Source organism: Okibacterium sp. HSC-33S16, assembly GCF_024171565.1.
In the GTDB taxonomy this organism is placed as follows: domain Bacteria; phylum Actinomycetota; class Actinomycetes; order Actinomycetales; family Microbacteriaceae; genus Mycetocola_A.
This window is the reverse complement of record NZ_JALJZZ010000003.1, coordinates 114,223-136,858: the sequence shown is the minus strand read 5'-3', so window position 1 is coordinate 136,858 and position 22,636 is coordinate 114,223. Positions and strand designations below refer to the sequence as shown.

Here is a 22,636-nt window from a genome sequence, read left to right as displayed (position 1 = left end):
CAGGGAAGGTCGGTCGGTCAGGCCTTGCTGTGGAGGATTATCCCGGGCTGCCGAGTTGGGTGGCCAGGAAGGACACGTTCGTGGCTGTGGTCTGCCAGACCGAGGTGCGCAGGACGCGGACGCTGCCGTCGGAGGCCAGGGCGCGCAGTTGCTTGACGGTGTTGCCGCCCACGATCTGCACCGCGTCGTCGAGGGTGGCCAGCCGGTCGGACTCGCCACCGATCACCTGGGTGACGACCTCGCCCCTGCCGTCCGAGGCTCCGGTCAGCGAAGCGACGGTGATCTCGTCAATCCAGGTGGCGGAGAGTCCGGCGCCGTCACCGACCGCGAGCACGAGCGGGTCGCCGAGGCTCACCGGGGCGTTGTTGTCGCCGCTGCGCGTGATGCCGGCGACGAGGAGCCGAGGCTCGCCGGCCGTGCGGACGAGGGCCAGCAGCCGGGTGCCGTCCCGGGAGACCTGAATGGACTGGATGCTCGACGCGTCGGGCCAGCTCGACGTGATCGGGGACTGGGAACCGTCGGCGCGCAGCGCCAGGAGGGAGCCGGGTTCGTTCTCGGGAACGCTCCAGATGAAACCGAACCGGTCGAGCGACGGAGCGATGAGCCCCACGCGCGCGTCGACCCGTAGCCCGGAGGTCTGCGACTGGCGCACGGCATACACCCCGTCTGCCGTGAGCACAGCTGCCAGCGAGTGGCTCGAGTTGACGACGGCCGAGGAAGCCGCCAGCGCCTCAATCTGCGGGCTCAGCCCAGGCAGCTTCTCGACCGAGCCGCCACTGAGGAATCCGAACCCGTCGTCGGTGAGCGCAAGCGGGCGCGGGTCGACCCGGGTCCCCGGCACCGATAGCGCCGGGATGTCCTGCACGTTGCCGCTCACAGCGATGCTCACCGAGTTGATCGTCGAGACCCCGGTGAGGCTCGCCGACAGTTGGGCCTGCATCCGTTGCAGGGTGACATCGTCTGCTTCGAACGCCTCACTGTTGAGGTCGACCTGCGCGACGTCGCTGACAACGGGCACCGCATTGCGGCTGAGCTGGGTCCCCTCGGGGAATGCGGACGTGACGGCGCCGACGAGCCACTCGCTGGGCCCATTGAGCAGCGCGGTGACAATCTGGGTGCCGGTCGACGCGCGCGACGGGAACCAGCGCAGATCAGGAACCAGGTGGGTCCACGACGGGTCGAAAAACGTCAACGCGTACGGGTTGAAGACCTCACTGAACTTCTGCTCGTCGAGCACAACGCCGTCGGGGGCCGCGCTGATGCGCCACTGCCCATCGACCTGCACGAGCGAAAACCCGCGGGTGGTCGCTTGCAGGTCGGTGAACTCGGAGTACTCCCCCGACCCGTCGACCGACGCCACCGGCACCAGGCTGACCTGCATGGTCAGGGCGTCGACGGCCGTGACCGTGCGCTGGTTGGCCTGGTCGATGAGTGCGCTCGCGTCGGGTTCCCAGCTCGACCGGATCGCCGGTGAGAGGTACTCCCGCGCCGTCGCGTAGTCGTCCCGCGGGCTGGACGCTGCATCGATGAACCCGCGGAGAATCTGCTCCTGGGTGGCGTCCTTCTCGGGCCCCTGGGCCAGGAACTCGATTTCAGGATCCTCGTCAGCCGGAACGACCTGCCCGATCTGCGGGGCACCCGATTGCGGGATCCCCGCGCACCCGGTGACCAGGGCAGCAACGGCGAGAGCGAGGCCAGCGCCGAGAGCGCGACGATACCGCCTACGGGTCATGAGTGTTCCTTCCTCACTGGCGGGACGGCATCCGTTCGCTCAATCGCCGGATGCGCGCCATCGGCGTCTGCGGGCGGCAGGTCAATCGGCGACACCGAGAATTCTCCGCCCAGCGTGCGGGGCAGGGTCAGCCGGAAGCAGGTGCCGCCGCCGACGCGGGTCCACAGGTCGAGCGTTCCTCCGTGCAGCTGCGCGTCTTCGAGGGCAATGGCAAGCCCGAGCCCGGTGCCGCCGATCGTGCGCTTGCGCGACGGGTCTGCGCGCCAGAACCTGTCGAACACCCGCTCGGAGTCAGCCTCGGTCATGCCGAGCCCGTAGTCGCGAACGGTCAGGGCGACGGCGCGCTCGTTGCTGTCGACAGTGACGACAATGGGCCGACCCTCGCCGTGCTCGATGGCGTTCCCGAGAAGGTTGCGCACCACCCGTCGAATCCGTCGGGGGTCGACCTCGACCGGCGAGTATCCGCCAGGGGCGACCAGCCGAATTTCGGAGCCCTTCTGCTCGGCGAGCGCCGCTACCCCCTCGATCGAGTCTTCGGCCAGGTGCACCAGGCTCGTCGGTTCGATCTCGAGCTGCACCGACCCCGCGTCGTAACGCGAGATTTCGAGCAGGTCGGCGAGCAGTATTTCGAACCGCTGGGTCTGCGTGTGCAGCAGCTCGGTGGTGCGCGCCATGGCCGGTGGGTAGCTGTCGCGCTGGTCATAGAGCACGTCGCCGGCCAGCCGGATCGTGGTCAGCGGGGTGCGCAGCTCGTGCGAGACGTCAGACACAAAGCGCTGCTGCACCTGCGACAGGTCGGCCAGTTCCTTGATCTGCTTCTGCATGCTGTCGGCCATACCGTTGAACGATTGCGCGAGCGTGGCCAGTTCGTCTTCTCCTTTTTCAGGAATTCGAACTTCAAGGTCGCCGGATGCCAGCCGCTGGCTGGTTTCAGCGGCCACGCGAATCGGGTTGGCGACGAGTCGCACAACCACCCACGCGACACTCGCCAGCAAAATCAGCAGCGTCAATCCGCCAATTACGAGCGTGCGCTGAACGAAGAGCAGCGTTTCTTCGGTGTCGCTCAGGTTGTAGCCGATGTAAATTTCGTAGCGACTGCCTTCCGGCAGGGTGATCTCCGTGCCGACGATGATGCCGGGGTTCGTTCCGCCGTTGGATGCGGGCAGCGCAACAGACTGCCACCACTGCTCGTCGGGGTTCTTCTGCACACTGGCGCGCAGACCATCACTGATGACCCCGTTGAGCAGCGGGCTCTCAAAGTCCTGGGGAGCAACGGCGCTGGGCTGCTGACCGGGCGACCGGTAGCCGGCGATGAGCGTGGAGCTGGAGGCGCGGGCGATCTCGGTACGCGCGGCGCTCATCAGTTCCTGGATACCGGCGCGGTCCTGGTCGCTCGACGAGTCGAGGATGTTCTGCGCTGACGAGGTGGCGCGGAACGAGTCCTGCTGCACCTGTTCCACACGGGACGTGAAGAGGTCGTTACCGATCGAGAGCGCCATGTATACGCTCGAAATCAACACGGCGGCGAGCGACAACCCGAGCGTCACGGTGACCGTACGGAACTGGAGCGACCTCCGCCAGGACCGTGCAGCGCGGGCCGGCCAGGTCCGCCAGTTGGCGAGACGGGCACCGGAGATTCCCGCGCTGGCGCCGGAGCCGCTCGGGCTCGACGCGTTCGACTCCCGGCTGAACACCATGACGTACTTCTAGGCGGCGACGCCGGTGCCGGCGCGATAGCCGACACCGCGAACCGTCATGACAATGCGCGGGTTGTCTGGATCGAACTCAACCTTGGCACGGAGCCGCTGGACGTGCACGTTCACGAGGCGGGTGTCTGCCTTGTAGTGATAACCCCACACCTGCTCAAGCAGCATTTCGCGGGTGAACACCTGGGCCGGCTTCGAGGCCAGGGTGAGCAGAAGGTCAAACTCAAGCGGCGTGAGGTTGATCGGAGTGTCGCCACGCCGCACCTCGTGGCCGGCGACATCGAGAACGAGGTCACCGATCTGCAGGACGTCCTGGGCCTGCTGCGGCGCCGGTCGCAGCCGGGTGCGGATCCGTGCGACGAGTTCCTTGGGGTTGAACGGCTTGACCATGTAGTCGTCGGCGCCGGACTCGAGACCCTTGACAACGTCGGCGGTGTCGGTCTTCGCGGTCAGCATGATGATAGGAACGCCCGACTCTGAGCGAATGCGGGTGCACACCTCGATGCCGTCGATACCGGGAAGCATGAGGTCAAGCAGGACGAGGTCGGGTTTGACCTCGTGGAACGCGTCGACGGCCCCGGACCCGTCGGCGCAGAAGTGCGGCTCGAAGCCTTCGGTTCGCAACACGATGCCGATCATTTCGGCCAGTGCTGTGTCGTCGTCGACCACCAGGATCCGTGCGTTCATACGCCTCGTTCTCGTTTCTTCGACCAGTGGGTAATGTCCGGTCGCTCGGTACTCTCGAACAGATTACTGGCTCCAGCCGGGGACTTTCTGATTGGCGCCCCTTTTCCACACCCGTTGCGCCCGATCTGAGGTGCGCGCGAGCTAGATATGCCACGATGATCGGAGGCACATTTTCGCTACGAGGGGGCCGTTGAGTGACTCACGACCAGAACTGGCAGGCACCGGGGCAGGCTGAGGAGCCACCCCGCTATGGCGAGCGCGTGTCACCCCCGCCAACGCCGCCCACACAACCGCCGTATGGCCAGCAACCGCCTGCCTCCCAGCCGCCCCAATATGCCCAGGGTGCCCCCGCGCCGACCGGCAACCCGTACGGCCAGAATCCGTACGGCCAGAATCCGTATGGCCAGGTTCCCGGCCAACAGGCACCGTACGGTCAGAACCCGTGGGGCCAGCAGCCCTACGGTGCGCCACAGTTCAGCCAGCCCGGATGGACGCCTCCCCCCAAACCGGGGCTCGTCCCCCTTCGCCCGCTGGGATTCGGCACGCTGCTCGGTGCGCCTTTCCTCGCCCTGAAGCGCAATCCGAAGGCGACCTTCGGCAGCGCTCTCCTCGTTCAGGCAATCACCGTGGTGATCAGCCTGCTGATCATCGGAGCCATCACCTTCTTCTTCGTGGCCCGAATCGATGCGGCCTCACCCGAAGACCAGGAAGCGATCGAAGCCGGCGGAATCGCGGGCATTCTCATCGGCGCACTCGTCCCGGTCCTCATTACTCTCGTCGGCACGGTCTTCCTACAGGGTGTCATTGTCACCGAGGTCGCCCGGGCAACGCTCGGCGAGAAGCTGACACTGAAGACGGTCTGGAAAGTCACCTGGCCGCGGCTCGGCCAGCTGCTGCTCTGGGTGCTCGTCGCGTCGCTCGCCTTCCTCATCGTGCTCGGCGCCGTTGTCGGCATCGTCTGGCTGCTCGTTGTACTCGGCGGCGGGTTCGTCGCGGCCGGGATCATTCTCGCCATCGTGGCCGCGATCGCCCTCGTGGTTGTCGGGGTCTGGCTGAGCATCAAGCTGTCGATCGTTCCGAGCATCATCGTTCTGGAACGTGCGTCGATGGGCGTCGCGATTCGGCGCTCGTGGCGACTCACCGATGGCTACTTCTGGCGCACGCTCGGTGTGCAGTACCTCATCGCCTTCATCGTCGGAACGGTGTCGCAAATCGTGCTCACCCCGATCAGCATCTTCTACGCCATGGCCGTCTCCGCCATCGACCCGACCGGCACGACCGCGGAGAGCTGGGTGGGACCGATCGTGCTCTACGTGGTCATGATCGTCCTGTCACTCCTCGTCGGCTCGATCACGTCCGTCGTGTCGTCCGCCGCCATCGCCCTGATCTACGTCGACTTGCGCATGCGCAAGGAAGGGCTTGACCTCGAGCTCATTCGGTTCGTCGAGGCCAGGCAATCGGGCAGCCCGTCGGTCGAAGATCCCTACCTCATTCCGGCGGCGTCTCGGTCCGCCGCACCGACAGTGCCCGGTGTGCAGCCGGGTTCCGGTTCGCCGTGGGCCTAGCCGGAAGAGGAGTTTCGCTGCTGGATGGCGGAGCGTCGTTCGATGTGCCGGTGGACCCGACGGCGCCCGACGCCCGCGACTGGCTGATCGACGAGCTGTCGAAACCCGAGTATGCGGCCGCTCAGCCGAGCCTCTTCGACCGGCTCAGCCAGGCCTTCTTCGACTGGCTCGGGCGACTGTTCCAGCCCGGCGAGTCGGTGCCAACCGACTGGGTTCCGATTGCGATTGTTCTCGCGATCGTGCTCGCGCTCGTCGTGGCGCTCGTGGTCTGGGGCGTGCCACGGCTCAACCGCCGCAGCCGCGCGGCGACCGGCCTGTTCGGCGAGACGGACACTCGCACCGCCGATGAACTGCGTCGCGCGTCCGAACGGTTCGCCGCGAACGGTGACTGGACGAACGCAACCCTCGACCGGTTCCGCGCGATTGCCCGCACCCTGACCGAACGCACCATCGTCTTCGTCTCCCCCGGCACAACGGCACACGACTTCGCCGGCCGCGCGGCAGACGCGTTCCCCGAGTTCCGTGACCGGCTCAGCGCAGCCGCTCGCACGTTTGACGAGCTGCGCTACCTCGGCGCCGACGGCACCGCTGCCGACTACGAGGCACTGCGCGCCGTGGATGCCGATCTCTCGGGCCGCACACCCGCGCAATTCGAGCCGGTCGAAACGGAACCGGTGTCATGACCGCGACGAAGCTGCCGACGCGCGCCGACGCATACGCTTTCGTGAACGCTGGCGAGAATGACGTCACAACGCCGCGTGCGCGAACCGTTGCGCGTCGGGCGGTGTTCTGGCTGGGAGTCGCCGTCGTGGCGGTGATCGTCGTTGTGGCCACGCTGCTGCTCACGCGCGGCGGATCGACCGACGGCGCTGAGCTTGACCCCGCCAACCCGGCACCGACCGGCGCGAAGGCGACGGCCGAGGTGTTACGCGCGCAGGGCGTCGACGTCATTCTGCCCGACGGCTATGACGACGCGCTGGCCGAGGCGCGCCGGTCTGGCACAACGCTCGCGCTCTACGACCCGGCCGGGTATCTCACCGATGAAAGGCTCACCGAGCTCGTCGACGCGGCCGGATCGACGGTGCTCTTCGGTCCGACCTTCGGCCAGCTGCAGTCCGTCGCGAGCGGAGTGTTCGCGGCCGGAGCGTCCGACAACGACGACGCCCTCTCGGCCGAGTGTGATCTTCCTGCCGCCGAACGTGCAGAAACACTGAGCCCCGGTCCGACGTTCCGATTCGATCCCACAACGGATGCCACGGGCTGCTTTCCCGCGGACTCCGATCGTTTTGCCGTCGTTCAGCTGTCAACCGGCGACGGCGACCTGACCCTGGTTGGGCCCGCCGACGTGGTGAGCAATGACTCGGTCATCCGGCACGGAAACGCGGCGTTCGCGCTGGGCGTGCTCGGTGAGACCGATCGCCTCCTCTGGTACCTGCCGACCCTCGCCGACGTGGAGTCGACGGGCCCGCCCGATATTGCCCAGCTCACCCCGATCTGGCTCGTGCCCACGACGTCGCTGCTCGGGATCACCGTGCTCGTCGCGATGTTCTGGCGCGGTCGTCGCTTCGGTCCGCTCGTCGCCGAAGACCTGCCGGTCACCGTGCCCGCCGGTGAGACCCTCGAGGGTCGCGCCCGGCTCTACCAGCGCATCTCCGCACGTACACGTGCCGTCGACGCCCTGCGCATCGGCGCGCTCGGCCGGTTGGGCCGCACGCTGGGACTCCCGAGAACCGCGACGGTCTATGAGGTGACGGATGCCTGCGCAGCCGCCCTTGGACGTCCGCGGGAAGACATTCGCGGCATCCTGGTCGACACCATTCCCGAGTCAGAACGCGACGTCGTATCGCTCTCCGACGCCCTGGCCGAACTCGAACGCGACACGGCGGCTGCCGTTGACCCGCGCCCGCCGAGCCGGCCGTCGTAACGTGGAATCGATAGTCGCGCCGACCCATCCCGCCCACCGAACCGGAAGCAGAACCCGATGACATCACCGCAGCAGCCGTCCGACGGACACCGCGAGGCTCCGCAGCAGAGCCCGGTGCCGCCGAACCCGTATGCTCTCGTCGGCGACGCGCCGCAGCAGGAGCCGATGCGTCGCGCACGGCCGGCCCAGCAGGCCCAGGCCCAGCAGCAACATCAGCAGGCTCCCCAGCACCAAGCTCAGCCGACCGAGTCGGCCCGGGTCCAGGAGCTCCGGGAGAAGCTGTCGCAGGTGCGCCGCGAGGTGGCGAAGAGTGTTGTCGGGCAGGAGCCGGCGGTCACTGGGCTCATCATTGCCCTGCTTGCGAAGGGCCACGTGCTGCTTGAGGGTGTTCCCGGAGTGGCCAAGACCCTCCTCGTCCGCACCCTGAGCTCGGCGCTCGACCTCGATACCAAGCGCGTGCAGTTCACACCGGACCTCATGCCCGGTGACGTGACGGGTTCGCTGATCTACGACGCGAAGTCCGGCGAGTTCGAGTTCCGCCGTGGGCCGGTGTTCACCAACATCCTCCTGGCCGACGAGATCAACCGCACCCCACCGAAGACGCAGTCGTCGCTGCTCGAGTCGATGGAAGAACGACAGGTCAGCGTCGATGGCGTCACCCAGCCCCTGCCGACGCCGTTCATGGTCGCCGCAACCATGAACCCGATCGAATACGAGGGCACATACACGCTGCCCGAGGCTCAACTGGACCGGTTCCTGCTCAAGCTCGTTCTCGACGTTCCCGAACGCGAACTCGAGGTGGAGGTGCTTCGCCGCCACGCCGCCGGGTTCAATCCGCGTGACCTCGCCGGAGCCGGCGTTACCGCTGTGCTCGGCGCCGACGACCTCGCCGATGCCCAGCGCGCGGCCGCAACGACGGGCGTCTCCACCGATGTGCTCAGCTACATCGTCGACCTGGCCCGCGCGACCCGGCACAGCCCGAGCGTCCGGATGGGCGTGAGCCCCCGCGGAACCACCGCACTTCTCGCCGCAGCAAAGGCCTGGGCCTGGCTCAGCGGTTATCCCTCCGTCACCCCCGACCACGTTCAGGCCATGGTTCTCCCGGTCTGGCGGCACCGGCTGCAGCTGCGTCCGGAGGCCGAGCTCGAGGGCATCGCCTCCGACGCCATCCTCCGGTCTATTCTCAGCTCGGTGCAGGTGCCGATCTAGATGACCGTCTCGGGGAGATTCGTCGCGCTCGTCGCCTTCGGTGTCGTCCCGGTCATCGTGCTCGGCTCGATCACCGGCGAACCGGGCGTTGTGCTGGGCCTGTGGCTGGTCTTTTGCGTGCTCCTCGGGGTGCTCGACCTCTCCCTCGCGGCATCACCCCGGCAACTCGGCACCGCGCGCTCGATCCCTGCCCGTACCCGTCTCGGCGAGACCGTCACGAGCGAGTTGTACCTGACGAACCGCGGATCGCGCACCCTTCGAGGTGTGGTTCGGGATGCCTGGCAGCCGTCAGCAGGACCAGCTACGAACCGCAGCAGGGTCACCATTCCCGCCCGCGAACGGCGCGTCGTCCCCGTTGAGCTCACGCCGTTCCGCCGCGGCGAACGACGGGTCGAGCACGTCACCGTCCGCTCGAGCGGGCCGCTCGGGCTCTGCTCACGCCAGGCCACCCTGCGCTCCCCCGGCCAGCTCCGCGTGCTTCCGCCGTTTCACGCCCGCAAGCACTTGCCGTCGCGCCTTGCCCGGTTGCGTGAGCTCGACGGCGCAACGAGCGTCATGGTGCGCGGGCAGGGAACGGAGTTCGACTCGCTACGCGAATACGTGCGCGGTGATGACGTGCGCTCGATTGACTGGCGTGCCACCGCACGCCGTCGCGACGTCGTTGTGCGCACCTGGCGGCCGGAACGCGACCGCCGGGTGGTCATCGTTCTCGACACGGGCCGCACCTCGGCCGCTCGCGTCGCCGACGAGCCGCGCATCGACACAGCGTTTGAGGCGTCGCTTCTGCTCGCCGCCCTGGCCACCCGCGCTGGCGACCGGGTCGACTTTGTCGCATACGACCGGCGGGTCCGCGGCCGTGTGCAGGGTGCGACCGGTGCCGATCTGCTGGCGAAGCTCGTCGATTCGATGGCTGGCATTGATCCGGAGCTGATTGAAATGGACTGGGCCGCTGTGCCCGGCCAGGTGCGTAACATCACCACCCAGCACTCGCTGGTTGTGCTGCTCACCTCGATCGACGCACCGGGAGCGTCCACCGGCCTGCTGTCTGTCCTGCCGCAATTGACGTCCCGCCACACGGTAGTCGTGGCATCCGTCACCGATCCATTCGCGCTTGAGGCCAGTCGCACACGCGGCAACCGCGAGGAGGTCTACCTGGCGGCCGCCGCGGAACGCGCGCTGCTCGACCAGGCCCGGGTGTCAGCAGCCGTGCGACAGCTCGGCGCCGAGGTGGTCACCGGGTCTCCCGAAGAGCTGCCGCCCGCACTGGCCGACAGCTACATCGCCCTCAAGGCGGCCGGGCGGTTGTAACCCGCACACGAGACAGGCCCGGCCCCGCGAGTGCGGAACCGGGCCTGGGACTGTCAGCGGTGGTTAGACCGCGACAGCGGTTGCAGCGAGTGCGGCGCCGAGCTTCGAGCCGAGCTCGATGTCGACGTTGGACCAGTACGCGATAGCCCGCGCCCGGATCTCAGCGTTCTGCACAGCACCAACGTGCCCGGTGATCTGCGCGAGCAGGCGTGCCTTGGCCGCGTCGTCCATGACGTCGCGGTAGAGCGTGCCGGCCTGACCAAAGTCGTCATCCTCGGGGTGCAGGGTGGCTGAGGTGTGCAGCAGCTCACCGTCGTTCTGCCAACCGGTCGACTCAGCAGCGCGTGCCGGGTCAGCGTGCGGTCCACCGAAGGAGTTCGGGGCGTACACCGGGCGGTCAGCCGGCCGGAAGTCGAAGCGCGCAGCGCCGTCCTTCGAGTAGGTGTTGACCTGGGTCTTCGCGGCGTTGACCGGCAGCTGGGCGTGGTTCACACCGACGCGGTAACGCTGGGCGTCTGCGTAGGAGAAAATCCGAGCCTGAAGCATGCGGTCGGGGCTTGCCGCGATTCCGGGAACGAAGTTCGCCGGCGAGAACGTGGCCTGCTCGATCTGGGCAAAGTAGTTCTCGGCGTTCTTGTTGAGCGTCATGGTGCCGACCTTGATCAGCGGGTAGTCGGCGTGCGGCCAGACCTTGGTGACGTCGAACGGGTTGAACCGGTAGGTCTTGGCGTCCTCGTACGGCATGACCTGGACCGACAGGGTCCAGGTGGGGAAGTTGCCTTCGGCGATGTTCGTGTACAGGTCGTGCTGGTGGTAGTCAGCATCCTGGCCGGCGATCTCAGTGGCCTGGTCTGCGCTCAGCACGGCGATGCCCTGGTTGGTCTTGAAGTGGTACTTGACCCAGAAGCGCTCACCAGCAGCGTTGATCCACTGGTAGGTGTGTGAACCGAAGCCGTCCATGTGACGCCACGACGCCGGAAGTCCGCGGTCGCCCATCAGCCAGGTGACCTGGTGTGCGCTCTCCGGAGACTGGCTCCAGAAGTCCCACTGCATGTCGTTGTTGCGCAGGTTCGAGCCCGGAAGGCGCTTTTGCGAGTGGATAAAGTCGGGGAACTTGATCCCGTCACGGATGAAGAAAACCGGGGTGTTGTTTCCGACGAGGTCGTAGTTGCCCTCTGACGTGTAGAACTTCAGCGCGAAACCGCGGGGGTCGCGCCAGGTGTCTGGAGAACCCTGCTCACCGGCAACCGTCGAGAAGCGAGCGAGCATCTCGGTGGTCGTGCCCTGCTGGAAGAGAGCGGCACGGGTGTACTGCGACACGTCCTCGGTGGTCTCGAAGACACCAAATGCTCCACCGCCCTTGGCGTGGACAACCCGCTCCGGCACACGCTCACGGTTGAAGTGAGCAAGCTTTTCGGTGAGGTAACTGTCGATCAGGGGAATGGCGCCATCGGCACCGACGGTGAGCGACTGGGAGTCAGCTGCGACCGGTGTGCCGGTGTTTGTGGTGGTGTACGAGGTGTCGGACATGTATCTCCTTGGTGTTTCCGAGCGGGGCAGGGGGCAGCTGGCGGCCACACGTGTGGTCGCAAGCGAAAGAATGGAGGGCTAGGTGAGCGGGGCTGCGGCGCAGTCCGGGCACAACCCCCAGTAGGTCACTTCGGCCGTTGTGAGTGTGAATCCGGATGTTGTCGATGGCGTCAGGCACGGAGCGTGACCAACCGCACAATCCACGTCACCAATCGCTCCGCACTTCGAGCAGACGATGTGGTGGTGGTTATCACCGACCCGCAATTCATACCGCGCGGGAGAGCCGGCCGGTTCGATGCGACGCACCAAGCCGGTATCGGTTAACGCACTCAGCACGCCATAGATCGCCTGAAGCGAGGTGTCCGGCAGCACGGACGACACCGCGTCGAACACTTCCTGGGCATCCGCGTGCGGGTGCGTCTCGAGAGCGCGCAGCGTCTCGATCCGCGGGTCCGTCGCACGGAGACCCGCAGAGCGCAGTAGATCGCGCTCAGGGCTGGTCTCGGTGTGTGGCATAACTCCAGCCTAGCGCTTATTTTGATTCATTCAAAACTGAGGCGAGTACACGTTCGGCCATCTCCCGGCGGCAGCCGGATGCCTTCTCCTTCACGAACCGCTGACCACGCCCTGATCGGATGTACCCTCTGCTGCATCGGCGTGGCCGGCGAACACCGGTCATCGCGCCAGCATGCCTTCGCGAAGGCACACGAACGTCAGCTTTGAGCGAGCGGATGCCCCCACGCACGCATCGACGCGCCTTACTGCGCGTAGATGCGGCGCGCGCCCGCTTCGAAGGCTGCCAGATCGCCGGTTTCCCCGGCTCGGTACGCACGGCGTCCAACAAACAGCATGTAGAAGAGGAAAACGCCGAGCGCCGCAGCACCGAGCCCGATCTTCACGGGCCATGGCCAGGGCTGCGGAGTGACAAAGCCCTCGAGAATGCCCGATACGAGGAGGACAAATACCAGCCCGATCGCCACGGTGAAAAGTGCCCGCCCGTCCTCGGCGAGTGCCTGCCCACGGGTGCGCTTGCCCGGCGCCACCCACGCCCAGAAGATGCGCAACCCGCCGGCCGCGGCCACGAAAATCGCCGTGAGCTCGAGCATGCCGTGAGGCGCAATGTAGAGGAAGAAGGTGTCGCCCTCTCCGAAGCTGAACAGCACAGCGGCGTTGAGCCCGAGGTTCTGCGCGTTCTGCAGCACGACATAGGGCACCCAGACCCCGGTGATCCCGAAGGCGATGCACTGGGCGGCAATCCACGCATTGTTGGTCCAGACCTGGCCGGCGAACGACGCCGCCGGATTCTCGGAGTAGTAGTTGGCGAAGTCTTCCTCGGCCACCTGGCGAAGCTCTTCCGAACTGCCGAGGTTCGCGAGCACCTGCGGATCGTTGAGCACCCACGCCGCCCACATTGCCGCGACGCCGACCGTCACGAGCGCAACCGCAAGGGTCAACCAGCGCAACCGATACAACGCCGCAGGCAGCTGCAACACAAAGAACCGGGGCAGCTGGCTCAGCACGTTTGTGCTCGCCGAGGTGAACCGCAGCCGAGCCTTGGAGAGGGTGACGCTCAGCCGATCACCCTGCCGGGTTGAGCCAGCGGTGGTCTTGATCGCCGAAAGCTGGGTCGCCCCGGCCTGATACCGGTCAATCAGCTCGTCGGCTTCCGCGCCCGACAATGACCGCTTCGACGCGAGCGCATCGAGGCGGTCCCATTCATTACGGTGCGCGGCACTGTAGGCGTCGAGATCCATCTGCTTAGATACTATTCATGACTGACTCCCCCGGCGTGCACATGTCGGAGAGCCTCGATTCTTCGCAACTGATCACCGGCGAAGCCGTCGCACTCGACGTCCAGTCATCGAGCTTCATTCTCCGGGCCGCCGGCGCCATCATCGACTTCCTGGTGTCGGTTCTCGTGGCGGCCGGACTGCTCTGGCTCCTCGTCGTCCTCGCCTCGCAGGGCGTCATCGATTCCTCCGCCACAACGGCATTCTCCACGGCGATCATCGCGTTCAGCACGGTGGTGTTGCCCACCGCTGTGGAAACCATCGGACGCGGCCGTTCGCTCGGCAAGCTGGCCATCGGCGCCCGCATCGTTCGCGACGATGGTGGAGCGACCGGGTTCCGGCACGCTTTCATCCGTGCCCTTGTCGGGTTCTTCGAGATCTACATGACACTCGGCGGCGTCGCTGCCCTCACCGGCCTGCTCTCCACCCGTGCGAAACGACTCGGCGACCTCCTCGCGGGCACCTATGCCCAGCAGGAGCGCGTTCCACGCGCCGAGCCGTCGGTATTCGGCGTTCCCCCGATGCTCCAGCCCTGGGCAATCGTTGCTGATGTGGGACGGATGCCTGATCGCCTGACCCGCAGGATCGCCCAATTTCTCGCGCAGGCACCGAAACTGACCCCGCCGACGCGCGCGCGGCTGGCGCGCGATCTGGCCGCCGAGGCATCCGTTTTCGTGTCTCCGGTTCCGAATGTGGACCCGGAACTGTTTCTTTACGCGGTCTCTGCGGTGCGGCGGGATCGGGAATATGCGGCGCACGTGCTGGAGCAAAAGCGGCTCGCGGCGCTTGAGCCGGTGCTGACCGGGCGGCCGCACAACTTTCCGGAGCGGTAGAGCGGGGGCGGCGCGGGCACGGCGGCACGGCGGCACGCCAACCCGGGTTCCTCGGTCACAAGCGGCGGCACGCCCGGGTTGCTCGGCCACAAACGGCGGCAACGCCCACCGCGCGCCGCGGTGCGCGGTGGTTCCGCTCACTCGATGATTCTGCTCGTTCCGTCCGGCGACCACGAGACGGCGAAGACGACGAACTCGGCAGGCCGCAGCGGGGCGACCCGCACCTGGCAGATGACATCACCGGCGGCCAGCACGAGGGGCGGATGGGTGCTTTCGTCGCATCGGACGAAGAAGGCCGCGCGGGGCGTACTTCCGACAAGGGCACCGTTGCGCCACTCCGCGAGGAGGAAGTTGTTCACATCTTCGCGGATCCCAGCCCAGAGCGCAGGACCTGTCGGCTCGGTGTGGGCATAGCTCGCGCCACGCAGAATAGACGCCTCGAGGAAACTGACCAGGCGGCGCACGCTGACGTAGTGCCACTCCGGGTTCGTCGAGAGCGTGCTGGAGCCCCACACCTGGATGCCGCGAGCGGCAAAGGAGCGGATGGCGTTCACGTCGAGGTCTCGGAGGGTGTCGTGGTCGCGCGACGTCAGCCGTCCGGCGAGCGCGAGGGCCCCATGGAGCACACCGGTCGGCGCAATGTTCACCCCACGTTCGGCATCGACTCGTGCCCACAACCCGGCCACATGCCCCGACGGTGGGACCAGTCGCGGCTGACCAGAGGCTGGATCGGCTACGTTGATCCAGGGGTAGTACACCACCGCGTGGCTGGAGTCGAAAGCAGTGCGGGTGCGCCACTCGGACATCCCGGCAACGGAGAGGCCGGATGGCGGATCGAGCACGACCATGCAATTGCCCCGCGCTTCGGCGAACGCGAGTGCCCTGTGTTGCACGGCGATGATGGCCTCGAACTCGCCGTCGGCCAGCACGAGGTCGGGAAGGCACAGGATCGTGACATCGTCGACATCGTCGAGGCTGCCCAGCGCGGCGTCGTATCGCGCCTCAACCATCGCGGCCGCCGGCGCTGAGTCATCGACACGCACCACGTGGCACCGGGTGCCGCCATTAAGAAAGTATCCCTGCACGGCTGCCGCGAGGTTCGAGTTCGCCTCGACCGGCCCGAACGCCGTGGCGAACTCCGTCCAGCTGGTCAGCACCGTTGGTGTGTTCACCGGTCCCGCCAGCGTCCAGCCCAGGAACGCAGCAACGGCCGTCGGCAGCCGGACGATCGGACCACGAGGGTCGTCTGCATTCATCCGAAGCTCCTCCGAACGGCGTGCGAAGAATGGATCGCGCCACGTCGCCAACACCGACAATCATCGTCGTGGTGGCAGGGTCTTCACCGTACTCCGCTCGGTGGGAGCGCGAAAAGGGCCACTGGCATCCGCTGGGCATAAAAGTCAGGAATGGGCAGCGGTGCTCCCACGCGAAACGGCGCCGCCCGGCCGAAGCCGAACGACGCCGTCGAAAGCGCGACTCTTAGTAGCGGTAGTGGTCGACCTTGTATGGTCCGTCGACGGTGACACCGATGTAGGCGGCCTGCTCCTCGGAGAGCGTGGTCAGCTCAACACCGAGGGCGTCGAGGTGCAGGCGGGCGACCTTCTCGTCGAGGTGCTTGGGCAGGACGTAAACGCCGACCGGGTAGTTCTCCTGGTGGGCGTAGAGCTCGATCTGCGCGAGCACCTGGTTCGTGAACGAGTTGCTCATCACGAACGACGGGTGCCCGGTGGCGTTGCCGAGGTTCATCAGGCGTCCCTCACTGAGGACGAGGATCGACCGACCGTTCGGCAGGCGCCACTCGTGCACCTGCGGCTTGATCTCGACCCGCTCGGCGCCCTCAATCTTCTCGAGTCCGGCCATGTCGATCTCGTTGTCGAAGTGACCGACGTTGGCGACGATCGCGAGGTGCTTCATGTTCAGCATGTGCTCGGTCGTGATGACGTTGAGGTTTCCCGTGCCGGAGACGAAGATGTCGACCTGGTCGACGACGCTCTCGATTTTGGCGACCTGGTAGCCGTCCATCGCCGCCTGCAGTGCGCAAATCGGGTCGACTTCGGAGACGATGACGCGGGCGCCCTGGCCGCGGAGGGCCTCAGCTGCACCCTTGCCGACGTCGCCGTAGCCGACAACGAACGCGACCTTTCCGCCGATGAGAACATCGGTGGCACGGTTGAGGCCGTCGGGCAGCGAGTGGCGGATGCCGTACTTGTTGTCGAACTTGCTCTTGGTGACCGAGTCGTTGACGTTGATCGCCGGGAACAGCAGCTCGTCGTTCTTGAACAGCTCGTACAGGCGGTGAACACCGGTGGTGGTCTCCTCGGTGACGCCCTGAATCTCGGCGGCGGCCTTGGTCCAGCGGTCGGTCGAGCTGGCGAGTGAGCGACGCAGCAACTCGAGGACAACCCGGCCCTCGTGGCTCTCGTCCTCGGCGGCCTCGGGAACGGCTCCGGCAAGTTCGTACGCCCGGCCGTTGTGCACGAGCAGCGTGGCGTCTCCACCGTCGTCGAGGATCATGTTCGGGCCGGTCCAGTCGGCACCGGCAGCGGCCGCTTCGGCCGACCAGTCGAAGATCCGCTCGGCGCAGTCCCAGTACTCCTCGAGCGTCTCGCCCTTCCAGGCGAAGATCGGGGCGCCGGCCGGGGCGTCGACGGTTCCGGTCGGGCCAACCGCGATGGCGGCAGCGGCCTCGTCCTGGGTGGAGAAGATGTTGCAGCTGGCCCAGCGCACCTGTGCGCCGAGCGCGACGAGGGTCTCGATGAGAACGGCGGTCTGCACCGTCATGTGAAGCGAGCCGGCGATGCGTGCGCCCTTGAGCGGCTGTGATTCGCCGAACTCGGCGCGAAGAGCCATGAGGCCAGGCATCTCGTTTTCGGCCAGGCGAATCTGGTGGCGGCCGGCCTCGGCAAGCGAAAGGTCACGGACCTTGAAAGGAAGTGCAGTAGCGGATGCTGCGGGTGAAGAAAGCGTCATTCCCCTATTCTCGCAGACCGCGGTTGGGCAATTCCGGTGAGAGCACCGGCTCTTACGTGTTGAGCACCTGGTGCCGGATAACCTGCCAGCCCTGCGGAACGCTCAGGCGTTCGGCGTGAATGGCGCAGAGGTCGTAGGTGTGGGGCTCCTTGGTCAGTCCGAGCGGCCCGAGGACAGCCATCGAATCCGCATAGTCATAGGTGAGCGTCGAGACCGCTTCGCGCGAGCATCCGACTTTCGTACATGGCCTGTCCAACATTCCTCTCACGATACAACCGACCGGTGTTTCGGCCAGACGCCTCGCCACCCGAATCGGCGAATAGGATGGCCTCATGGCACGACGCGGAACGAGAAGCAGCACCTATGTGCGGCGAGCGGTTCGGCACGACCGGCACGGCCGGTCGCAGCGCAGTGCCGCGACGGGGCCCCACCTGCCCCCGCTCAAGAACCGCATCGACACGTTCGATATGACCGTTGCGGCCGCAGCCGATTTCCTGCGCGCCACCTGGCCGGATGAGCTCAGGAACGTCCGATTCGAAGTGGGCAACATGCCCGTTGGGGAGCAGAACGGCGAGGGCGTTGCGCGCTGGTGGACAAGTTCAACCGAGCGCCGTGTGGTCATCTACCGGCTGCCCATCCAACGGCTCAGCAAGCTTCACCGAGACGACGAGTTGCACCAGCGGATGATGATCGAGAGCTGCGTCTTCCGGGCGACCGCCGAACTCATCGGCAAAGACCCGTGGGATCTCGGCCCTGACCGGTTCAATTTCTAACCTGCGGGCCTCCGCTACCGCGGGTAGACAGTCACCGGCGTCGCCGACGGGTTCGCGGGCTGCACGGCAAATGCGGCCATGCCGGCCGGAGTGACGATGCTCAGTTGTGCGATCGCGCCTTCGACGCCTGAGGTCGAGTACGACACTCCCCCGCTCACCGGAACGGCGACCGTTGACCGGGCGGGCACTTCTGCGGTGAGCGGGTCGCCGGTCGAGGCGTCCAGCCTCACGGTGAGTGCACGGCTCCCTGGGTTGGCGAGGTGCAGCACCGGGGTGTCGCCGGCCGGAACCGCGATCATCACGTCGTCGGGCAGCGCGGTCGAGCTCTGGAACCAGGCCAGGTCGCTGGCGTCGCCGACGGCAATCGAGGTACGGGCGCCGACGACGATCGGCTGGTCTGCGGATACCTCGACCGTGTAGCTCCCTGCTGGAAGCGTGCGCAGGCTGATCTCGGTGGCCATTCCCGCCTCGAGCTGGTAGGCCAGCGGTTCGGGCGCGGCCCCTCCGCCCTCCGGTGTGAAGGTCACGGACACCTGTGCGATCTCGGTGCCTGGCGCCATCATCCGAAGAACCGGGCTGTTGTCGTCATAGTCCTCATCGGAGACGGCGGGCGCGTTCGGCGCAATGACGAGGCCGGCGAGGGTCTGGTCGTTCGCGGCCGGCGACGTCGGGGTGACGTACTCGACCCCGTGTGGGGTGAGGCCGCGAATGACGCTGTGCTGGATGCCGGCGGCCACCTGTCCGCCACGGCTCGTGATGTGCACGATTGGAGTGATGAGGTTCGGCGCGAAGGCGGCAAGCGACAGCAGTTTCTGTTCGCCGGCCTTCACGATCACCCCCTGGGAGCCTGGCGCGTCAACGGCGCCGCCCTCCCCGAAGATTTCAATATCGACGATGGCATCTGATCGGGTCGGGTTCGTCACCGCCAGTACGCTCGTGCGACCAACGTCGGTGGATCCTCCGACGAGCCAGCTCTCCGAACTGGCTTCGATGCACGGGCTGGCCGCGAAACCGCGAAGGTCATCGATAGCTGCGGACTGCGACTGCGCAGCGGCGAGAAGGGCCGCTGTTGTTGCGCCGTTCGCCGTGGGCTCGCTGACGACGAGCGGCGAGCCGAAGGCGCTCCCAGCGAGGTCGTTGGGGGCGGAGAGCGGCGTCTGGGTCGGCTCGGACTCGGAGCCGACGGTGAGCTCGGGGGCGACGAATGACGACGCGTTCGATGATCCGTCACCCGCCAGCTGAGTGAGCGGACCCGCGCAGACGCGCGCCTGATCGGCGGCGGTCGGCGTGATTACGGCGCTGGGCACCGCCGCGGTGACGCGGGGAAGGTCGAAGGTTCCGACGGCGAAAACGGAGGCGCCCGCGAGCGCCACGCCGAGAATTCCGGCGATCATCCGGCCGCTCGTGCGGGCGACGCGTCGTTTATCGGCCATTGCTGTACTCGCTTTCGGTCGTCGGCGCGGTGCGGCCGACGATCGGGTTGCTTCCGGTGGGAACGTCGGCGGCGGATGCCACGGGGCTGGCGTCGGTCACGCTCACGGGTTCATCCGCAGCGTCGGCGGTCCACTCCGGGGACTGGATGCCCGGCGACGGCGCGCCCGGCGTTGCGGCGACGGCCTCGTGTCGTTCTTCGATCTCGGCGTCACGAGCGATACCGGCTGCGAGGCTAGCCTCCGCCTCGGCGTCCGCCTTGCGCTCGGCGCGCTCGGCCCGGGTCAGCCGGGGAGCATAGGCGTCGCGTCGGCCGAGGGTGCGTGGCGACTCTTCAGCCGCACGGCGCGACGCTGCGGTTGGCACGGAGAGCAACAGGGCAAATCCGAAGATGATCGCCCAGCCGATCAACACCGGCGTCGAGAGAGGCGAGGCGGGACCGTTCGCGGCCGTGGCATCCGTTTCACCATCGAATCTCCACAGGGTTCCGCGATCGGTGGGGCCAATGTGGGCGAGGACCGGGCTACTGTCGAGCGCGGCAGAGGCGCGGCTGGAGGTGGTCGTCGCTTCAGGACTCTGTTGGGTTCCCGGCTCGACGACGGCGGGAGAAAGCAGCACGTACTGCACACCGAGTTCGCTGAGCGCCGGTGCGGGATCGAAGCCGCCCTGGGAGACGAGGTTCCCGGCGAGCAGTGTGACCTGCTCGTCGTTGCTCGTGATGTTTTGGGCCGTGGTGAGGATGGTCGATTGGTTGTCGAGCGTGTCGCCGACGCCGCGGACGACGCGTGCGGCCACGCCACCATCGGGCTGTGGGGTGACGATGAGCGTGGCCAGTGCCGGGTTGGCGGTCGCTGCCGCCGCGACGTAGGCCGGGAGGGTACGGCCGTCGCTCGCCACGATGGAGCCGTGGCCCAGCGGAAGGGCAGCCGCCATCGGTACGGCCACAACGACGGCCAGCAGGGAGACGACGAGTGCCGGTACGGCGGCGGTGCGGCGCATGCTGTCGCAGGCGACAACTGCGGCGCCGACGAGGCCGAGCCAGTAGAGGCTGAGGCTGGAGCCCGCCCACACCGTGACAACGGTTGAGCCGGTCAGCGAGATCGCCAGCACCGTCGAGCCCAGCGCGGTGGCGAGGCCGAGCAGCCCAACAAAGAGCAGAACGGCGGCGCGGGCGCTGCCCGGCAGGAAGAGCGCGAGAAGTGCCAGCACAGCGATGGGAGCGAGGAGCACAGGCACCACGAGGTGGGCAGGCAGACCGGTAATACCCAGCGTGCTGGTGATTGAGTCCCAGGCCGGATTGCCACCCGGAAGCCCGAGGGCGAGTTGCCAACCGGTGGTCGGCGCCGCCGACACGACGGCCCCCGGGTCGGCGAGCAGCTGCAGCCAGTGTCCGCGCACGATCCCCTGCTGCCAGATCAGTGGGGCGAAGAGCGCGGCGGTGGGAATGATGAGCCAGACCACGCGGGCGATGTGCCGGCCGGCCATTACGAGTGCGAGCACCCAAACAACAAGGAACGCCGGGCCGAGTGACGGCGCCGATGCCACTGTGAGCGCGAGGAGCATCGACGCAACGGCTGAGGCCGCCCACGATCGTGTCGCGACGGAGCCCGCGTAAAACAGCCACGGCAACAGCAGGTGCACGAGGATTGCGGCCGGTCGGCCGTCGACCAGCGCGGTCACGAACGGTGGCGCCACGGTCCACAACACCGCACCGACGATGCGGTAGCCACTCGATTCGGTCAGTCGGGTTGCCGCGAACCAGCCGCCGAGGGTCGCCAGCGGAAGCGCCAGCAGGGTGAGGAGCACGAGTGAGTAGGAAGGCTGCCAGAACGTCACAGTACCGAGCAGCGCCATCACTACGGAGAACGGGTCCGCCGCGCCGGTGAATCCGATGCTGATGTCCCGCCAGCCGAATCCGATGTTCTGCCAGAGGTCAGCGACGGATGCGGATAGCGGCAGCATCCCGCCACCTTCCACAGCGGATGCCGCCAGCAGGGTGAAGAAGAGGCCGACGCTGACGAGGGCAGATGCGATCACAACCCAGCCACCGCCACCGGTGAAGAAGCGAAGATCACTGCGTTCAACCGTGTACACCGGGGCTCCGGCCTCACGGCGGAGCAGGCGACGACGGCGCACCTCGGCGAACGGAATCCGCAACGGTGAGATCGACGACCAGTTCGCTTCCCTGGCAGTGCGGAGGTTCTTGCGAGCGTGCGCAATCCGGATCGGGCTGAACGCCACCTGGAAAGCCACAGCGAACTCGCCACCGACAAGACCGGGGTTCTTCGTCGCTACCCGCCAGACCATTCGCGCGATCGCGAGCGGAACGAGGGTCAGCCAGTGCAGCAACACCAGGGCGGTCCGTGCGTAAACGAGCCGACGGTACAGCTGAGCACCGCGGGTCTGACGCGCGCGCTTCCGGTAGGCGCTCGCGCGCCGCGAGCGCGACGGGCCGGCGATGCCGTCGCCTGCCGTGAATACCAGCGCTGACGGCACGACAACGACGCGGTGCCCGGCCAAACGGACCCGTACAGAAAAGTCGAGCGAGTCGTCGGTCGAGCGGAAGGCGGTATCGAAACCGCCGACTTGCTCCCACACAGCGTGACGCACAAGCATGCCCTGGGGTGCAACCCCGAGAACGTCGGACTCGGCGTCGTGCTGGCCCTGGTCGAGCTCTTCACCGACGAGCTCGACGGTTGCGCCGAGTGGCGTGAGGGCCTGGCCGAGGGACACAATGGTGACGCCATCCCTGGCGTCCATGACCTTGGGTCCGGCAGCAGCGACGGAGGGAGCAACCTCGAGTGCGCCCACGAGGCGTTCGAGCGCATCCGGTGCCGGCGTGCTGTCCTGGGCGAGTAACCAGAGGAATTCATCGGGCCCGCCCGACTGAGGAATGATGCGAACACCTTCTGCGAGTGCTGCACTGAAGTTGAGCCGGTCCCCCGCCTCAACGATCCGGTCCACGCCTGCTGCCTCAAGCGCGTGCTTCGCGGACGCCGGAGACGCGCACGCCACGGCGATGATGGCATCGGGGCGTCGCGTCTGGGAGGCCAGGGCGTTCAGGGTGTCCTGCAGGTGGCTTGAGCCGTTGGGGCCGGTGCCATCGTGCACGACAAGGATCGCAGTTACTCGGGGAAACATCGCGTCCAGACTATGTCGGCCTCAGAGACGACAGGGC

The 22,636-nt window shown here is 66.9% G+C and carries 18 protein-coding genes; 7 read left to right on the top strand and 11 right to left on the bottom strand.

What is annotated here, in order from left to right:
- Positions 1-37: 37 nt before the first annotated feature.
- From L1277_RS08990 to mtrA, 3 genes are read right to left on the bottom strand one after another with little or no spacing between them, the layout of a single operon-like run.
- Positions 38-1,732 carry a GerMN domain-containing protein gene (locus L1277_RS08990; RefSeq protein WP_253376041.1) on the bottom strand — a complete coding sequence of 565 codons (1,695 nt, stop codon included), beginning with the start codon at positions 1,730-1,732 and terminating at the stop codon, positions 38-40.
- Entirely contained in the window at positions 1,729-3,429 is a 1,701-nt protein-coding gene (gene mtrB / locus L1277_RS08985) for an MtrAB system histidine kinase MtrB (protein WP_253376040.1), read from the bottom strand. The genes L1277_RS08990 and mtrB overlap by 4 nt, the downstream gene beginning before the upstream one ends.
- A gap of 9 nt (positions 3,430-3,438) precedes the next feature.
- A complete protein-coding gene (mtrA, locus tag L1277_RS08980; protein ID WP_253376039.1) occupies positions 3,439-4,125 on the bottom strand; it encodes an MtrAB system response regulator MtrA in 687 nt (228 codons plus the stop codon).
- 194 nt (positions 4,126-4,319) lie between these two features.
- Between mtrA and L1277_RS08975 the strand changes: the two genes are divergently transcribed.
- Genes L1277_RS08975 through L1277_RS08955 form a run of 5 tightly spaced genes read left to right on the top strand, consistent with a single transcriptional unit; the run spans position 4,320 to position 10,131 of the window.
- Entirely contained in the window at positions 4,320-5,690 is a 1,371-nt protein-coding gene (locus L1277_RS08975) for a hypothetical protein (RefSeq protein ID WP_253376038.1), read from the top strand.
- 44 nt (positions 5,691-5,734) lie between these two features.
- Positions 5,735-6,373 (top strand): DUF4129 domain-containing protein, encoded by a 639-nt coding sequence (locus tag L1277_RS15790; RefSeq protein ID WP_253376037.1) that lies wholly within the window; start codon positions 5,735-5,737, stop codon positions 6,371-6,373.
- Complete coding sequence (locus tag L1277_RS08965; protein ID WP_253376036.1) at positions 6,370-7,614, top strand: DUF4350 domain-containing protein; 1,245 nt, start codon at positions 6,370-6,372, stop codon at positions 7,612-7,614. Before L1277_RS15790 ends, L1277_RS08965 begins: the two co-directional genes overlap by 4 nt.
- A 57-nt stretch (positions 7,615-7,671) precedes the next feature.
- Positions 7,672-8,823 (top strand): MoxR family ATPase, encoded by a 1,152-nt coding sequence (locus L1277_RS08960; RefSeq protein WP_253376035.1) that lies wholly within the window; start codon positions 7,672-7,674, stop codon positions 8,821-8,823.
- Positions 8,824-10,131 carry a DUF58 domain-containing protein gene (locus L1277_RS08955; RefSeq protein ID WP_253376034.1) on the top strand — a complete coding sequence of 436 codons (1,308 nt, stop codon included), beginning with the start codon at positions 8,824-8,826 and terminating at the stop codon, positions 10,129-10,131.
- Positions 10,132-10,194: 63 nt separating this feature from the next.
- Here L1277_RS08955 and L1277_RS08950 read toward each other — a convergent pair whose 3' ends face one another.
- From L1277_RS08950 to L1277_RS08940, 3 genes are all read right to left on the bottom strand, one after another.
- The gene (locus L1277_RS08950) at positions 10,195-11,661 is read right to left on the bottom strand and encodes a catalase (protein WP_253376033.1); all 1,467 of its coding nucleotides are present in this window, start codon (positions 11,659-11,661) and stop codon (positions 10,195-10,197) included.
- 78 nt (positions 11,662-11,739) lie between these two features.
- Positions 11,740-12,177, bottom strand: coding sequence for a Fur family transcriptional regulator (locus L1277_RS08945; protein ID WP_253376032.1), 438 nt, complete (start codon positions 12,175-12,177; stop codon positions 11,740-11,742).
- A 242-nt stretch (positions 12,178-12,419) separates the two neighbouring features.
- A complete protein-coding gene (locus tag L1277_RS08940; RefSeq protein ID WP_253376031.1) occupies positions 12,420-13,415 on the bottom strand; it encodes a stage II sporulation protein M in 996 nt (331 codons plus the stop codon).
- A gap of 17 nt (positions 13,416-13,432) precedes the next feature.
- Between L1277_RS08940 and L1277_RS08935 the strand changes: the two genes are divergently transcribed.
- Positions 13,433-14,284, top strand: coding sequence for an RDD family protein (locus tag L1277_RS08935; protein ID WP_253376030.1), 852 nt, complete (start codon positions 13,433-13,435; stop codon positions 14,282-14,284).
- Positions 14,285-14,421: 137 nt separating this feature from the next.
- Here L1277_RS08935 and L1277_RS08930 read toward each other — a convergent pair whose 3' ends face one another.
- The 3 genes from L1277_RS08930 to L1277_RS08920 form a co-directional block, all read right to left on the bottom strand.
- A complete protein-coding gene (locus L1277_RS08930; protein WP_253376029.1) occupies positions 14,422-15,540 on the bottom strand; it encodes a phage tail sheath subtilisin-like domain-containing protein in 1,119 nt (372 codons plus the stop codon).
- A gap of 223 nt (positions 15,541-15,763) precedes the next feature.
- Complete coding sequence (gene ahcY, locus L1277_RS08925; RefSeq protein ID WP_253376028.1) at positions 15,764-17,254, bottom strand: adenosylhomocysteinase; 1,491 nt, start codon at positions 17,252-17,254, stop codon at positions 15,764-15,766.
- 52 nt (positions 17,255-17,306) lie between these two features.
- Positions 17,307-17,513: a DUF3499 family protein gene (locus L1277_RS08920; protein ID WP_253376027.1), complete on the bottom strand. Its 207-nt coding sequence runs from the start codon at positions 17,511-17,513 to the stop codon at positions 17,307-17,309.
- Positions 17,514-17,586: 73 nt separating this feature from the next.
- Between L1277_RS08920 and L1277_RS08915 the strand changes: the two genes are divergently transcribed.
- The gene (locus tag L1277_RS08915; protein ID WP_253376026.1) at positions 17,587-18,027 is read left to right on the top strand and encodes a metallopeptidase family protein; all 441 of its coding nucleotides are present in this window, start codon (positions 17,587-17,589) and stop codon (positions 18,025-18,027) included.
- A gap of 14 nt (positions 18,028-18,041) precedes the next feature.
- Here the strand turns inward: L1277_RS08915 and L1277_RS08910 are convergent, their stop codons facing one another.
- Both L1277_RS08910 and L1277_RS08905 read right to left on the bottom strand, forming a co-directional pair.
- Positions 18,042-19,460 (bottom strand): DUF5719 family protein, encoded by a 1,419-nt coding sequence (locus tag L1277_RS08910; protein ID WP_253376025.1) that lies wholly within the window; start codon positions 19,458-19,460, stop codon positions 18,042-18,044.
- Positions 19,450-22,599 carry a glycosyltransferase gene (locus L1277_RS08905; RefSeq protein WP_253376024.1) on the bottom strand — a complete coding sequence of 1,050 codons (3,150 nt, stop codon included), beginning with the start codon at positions 22,597-22,599 and terminating at the stop codon, positions 19,450-19,452. Before L1277_RS08905 ends, L1277_RS08910 begins: the two co-directional genes overlap by 11 nt.
- Positions 22,600-22,636: the final 37 nt, after the last annotated feature.

Bases quoted from the DNA above. Each gene is read 5' to 3' on its own strand.
- L1277_RS08990 (WP_253376041.1), bottom strand. From the start codon at position 1,732: ATGACCCGTAGGCGGTATCGTCGCGCTCTCGGCGCTGGCCTCGCTCTC.
- mtrB (WP_253376040.1), bottom strand. From the start codon at position 3,429: ATGGTGTTCAGCCGGGAGTCGAACGCGTCGAGCCCGAGCGGCTCCGGC.
- mtrA (WP_253376039.1), bottom strand. From the start codon at position 4,125: ATGAACGCACGGATCCTGGTGGTCGACGACGACACAGCACTGGCCGAA.
- L1277_RS08965 (WP_253376036.1), top strand. From the start codon at position 6,370: ATGACCGCGACGAAGCTGCCGACGCGCGCCGACGCATACGCTTTCGTG.
- L1277_RS08960 (WP_253376035.1), top strand. From the start codon at position 7,672: ATGACATCACCGCAGCAGCCGTCCGACGGACACCGCGAGGCTCCGCAG.
- L1277_RS08955 (WP_253376034.1), top strand. From the start codon at position 8,824: ATGACCGTCTCGGGGAGATTCGTCGCGCTCGTCGCCTTCGGTGTCGTC.
- L1277_RS08950 (WP_253376033.1), bottom strand. From the start codon at position 11,661: ATGTCCGACACCTCGTACACCACCACAAACACCGGCACACCGGTCGCA.
- L1277_RS08945 (WP_253376032.1), bottom strand. From the start codon at position 12,177: ATGCCACACACCGAGACCAGCCCTGAGCGCGATCTACTGCGCTCTGCG.
- L1277_RS08940 (WP_253376031.1), bottom strand. From the start codon at position 13,415: ATGGATCTCGACGCCTACAGTGCCGCGCACCGTAATGAATGGGACCGC.
- L1277_RS08935 (WP_253376030.1), top strand. From the start codon at position 13,433: ATGACTGACTCCCCCGGCGTGCACATGTCGGAGAGCCTCGATTCTTCG.
- L1277_RS08930 (WP_253376029.1), bottom strand. From the start codon at position 15,540: ATGAATGCAGACGACCCTCGTGGTCCGATCGTCCGGCTGCCGACGGCC.
- ahcY (WP_253376028.1), bottom strand. From the start codon at position 17,254: ATGACGCTTTCTTCACCCGCAGCATCCGCTACTGCACTTCCTTTCAAG.
- L1277_RS08920 (WP_253376027.1), bottom strand. From the start codon at position 17,513: ATGTTGGACAGGCCATGTACGAAAGTCGGATGCTCGCGCGAAGCGGTC.
- L1277_RS08915 (WP_253376026.1), top strand. From the start codon at position 17,587: ATGGCACGACGCGGAACGAGAAGCAGCACCTATGTGCGGCGAGCGGTT.
- L1277_RS08910 (WP_253376025.1), bottom strand. From the start codon at position 19,460: ATGGCCGATAAACGACGCGTCGCCCGCACGAGCGGCCGGATGATCGCC.
- L1277_RS08905 (WP_253376024.1), bottom strand. From the start codon at position 22,599: ATGTTTCCCCGAGTAACTGCGATCCTTGTCGTGCACGATGGCACCGGC.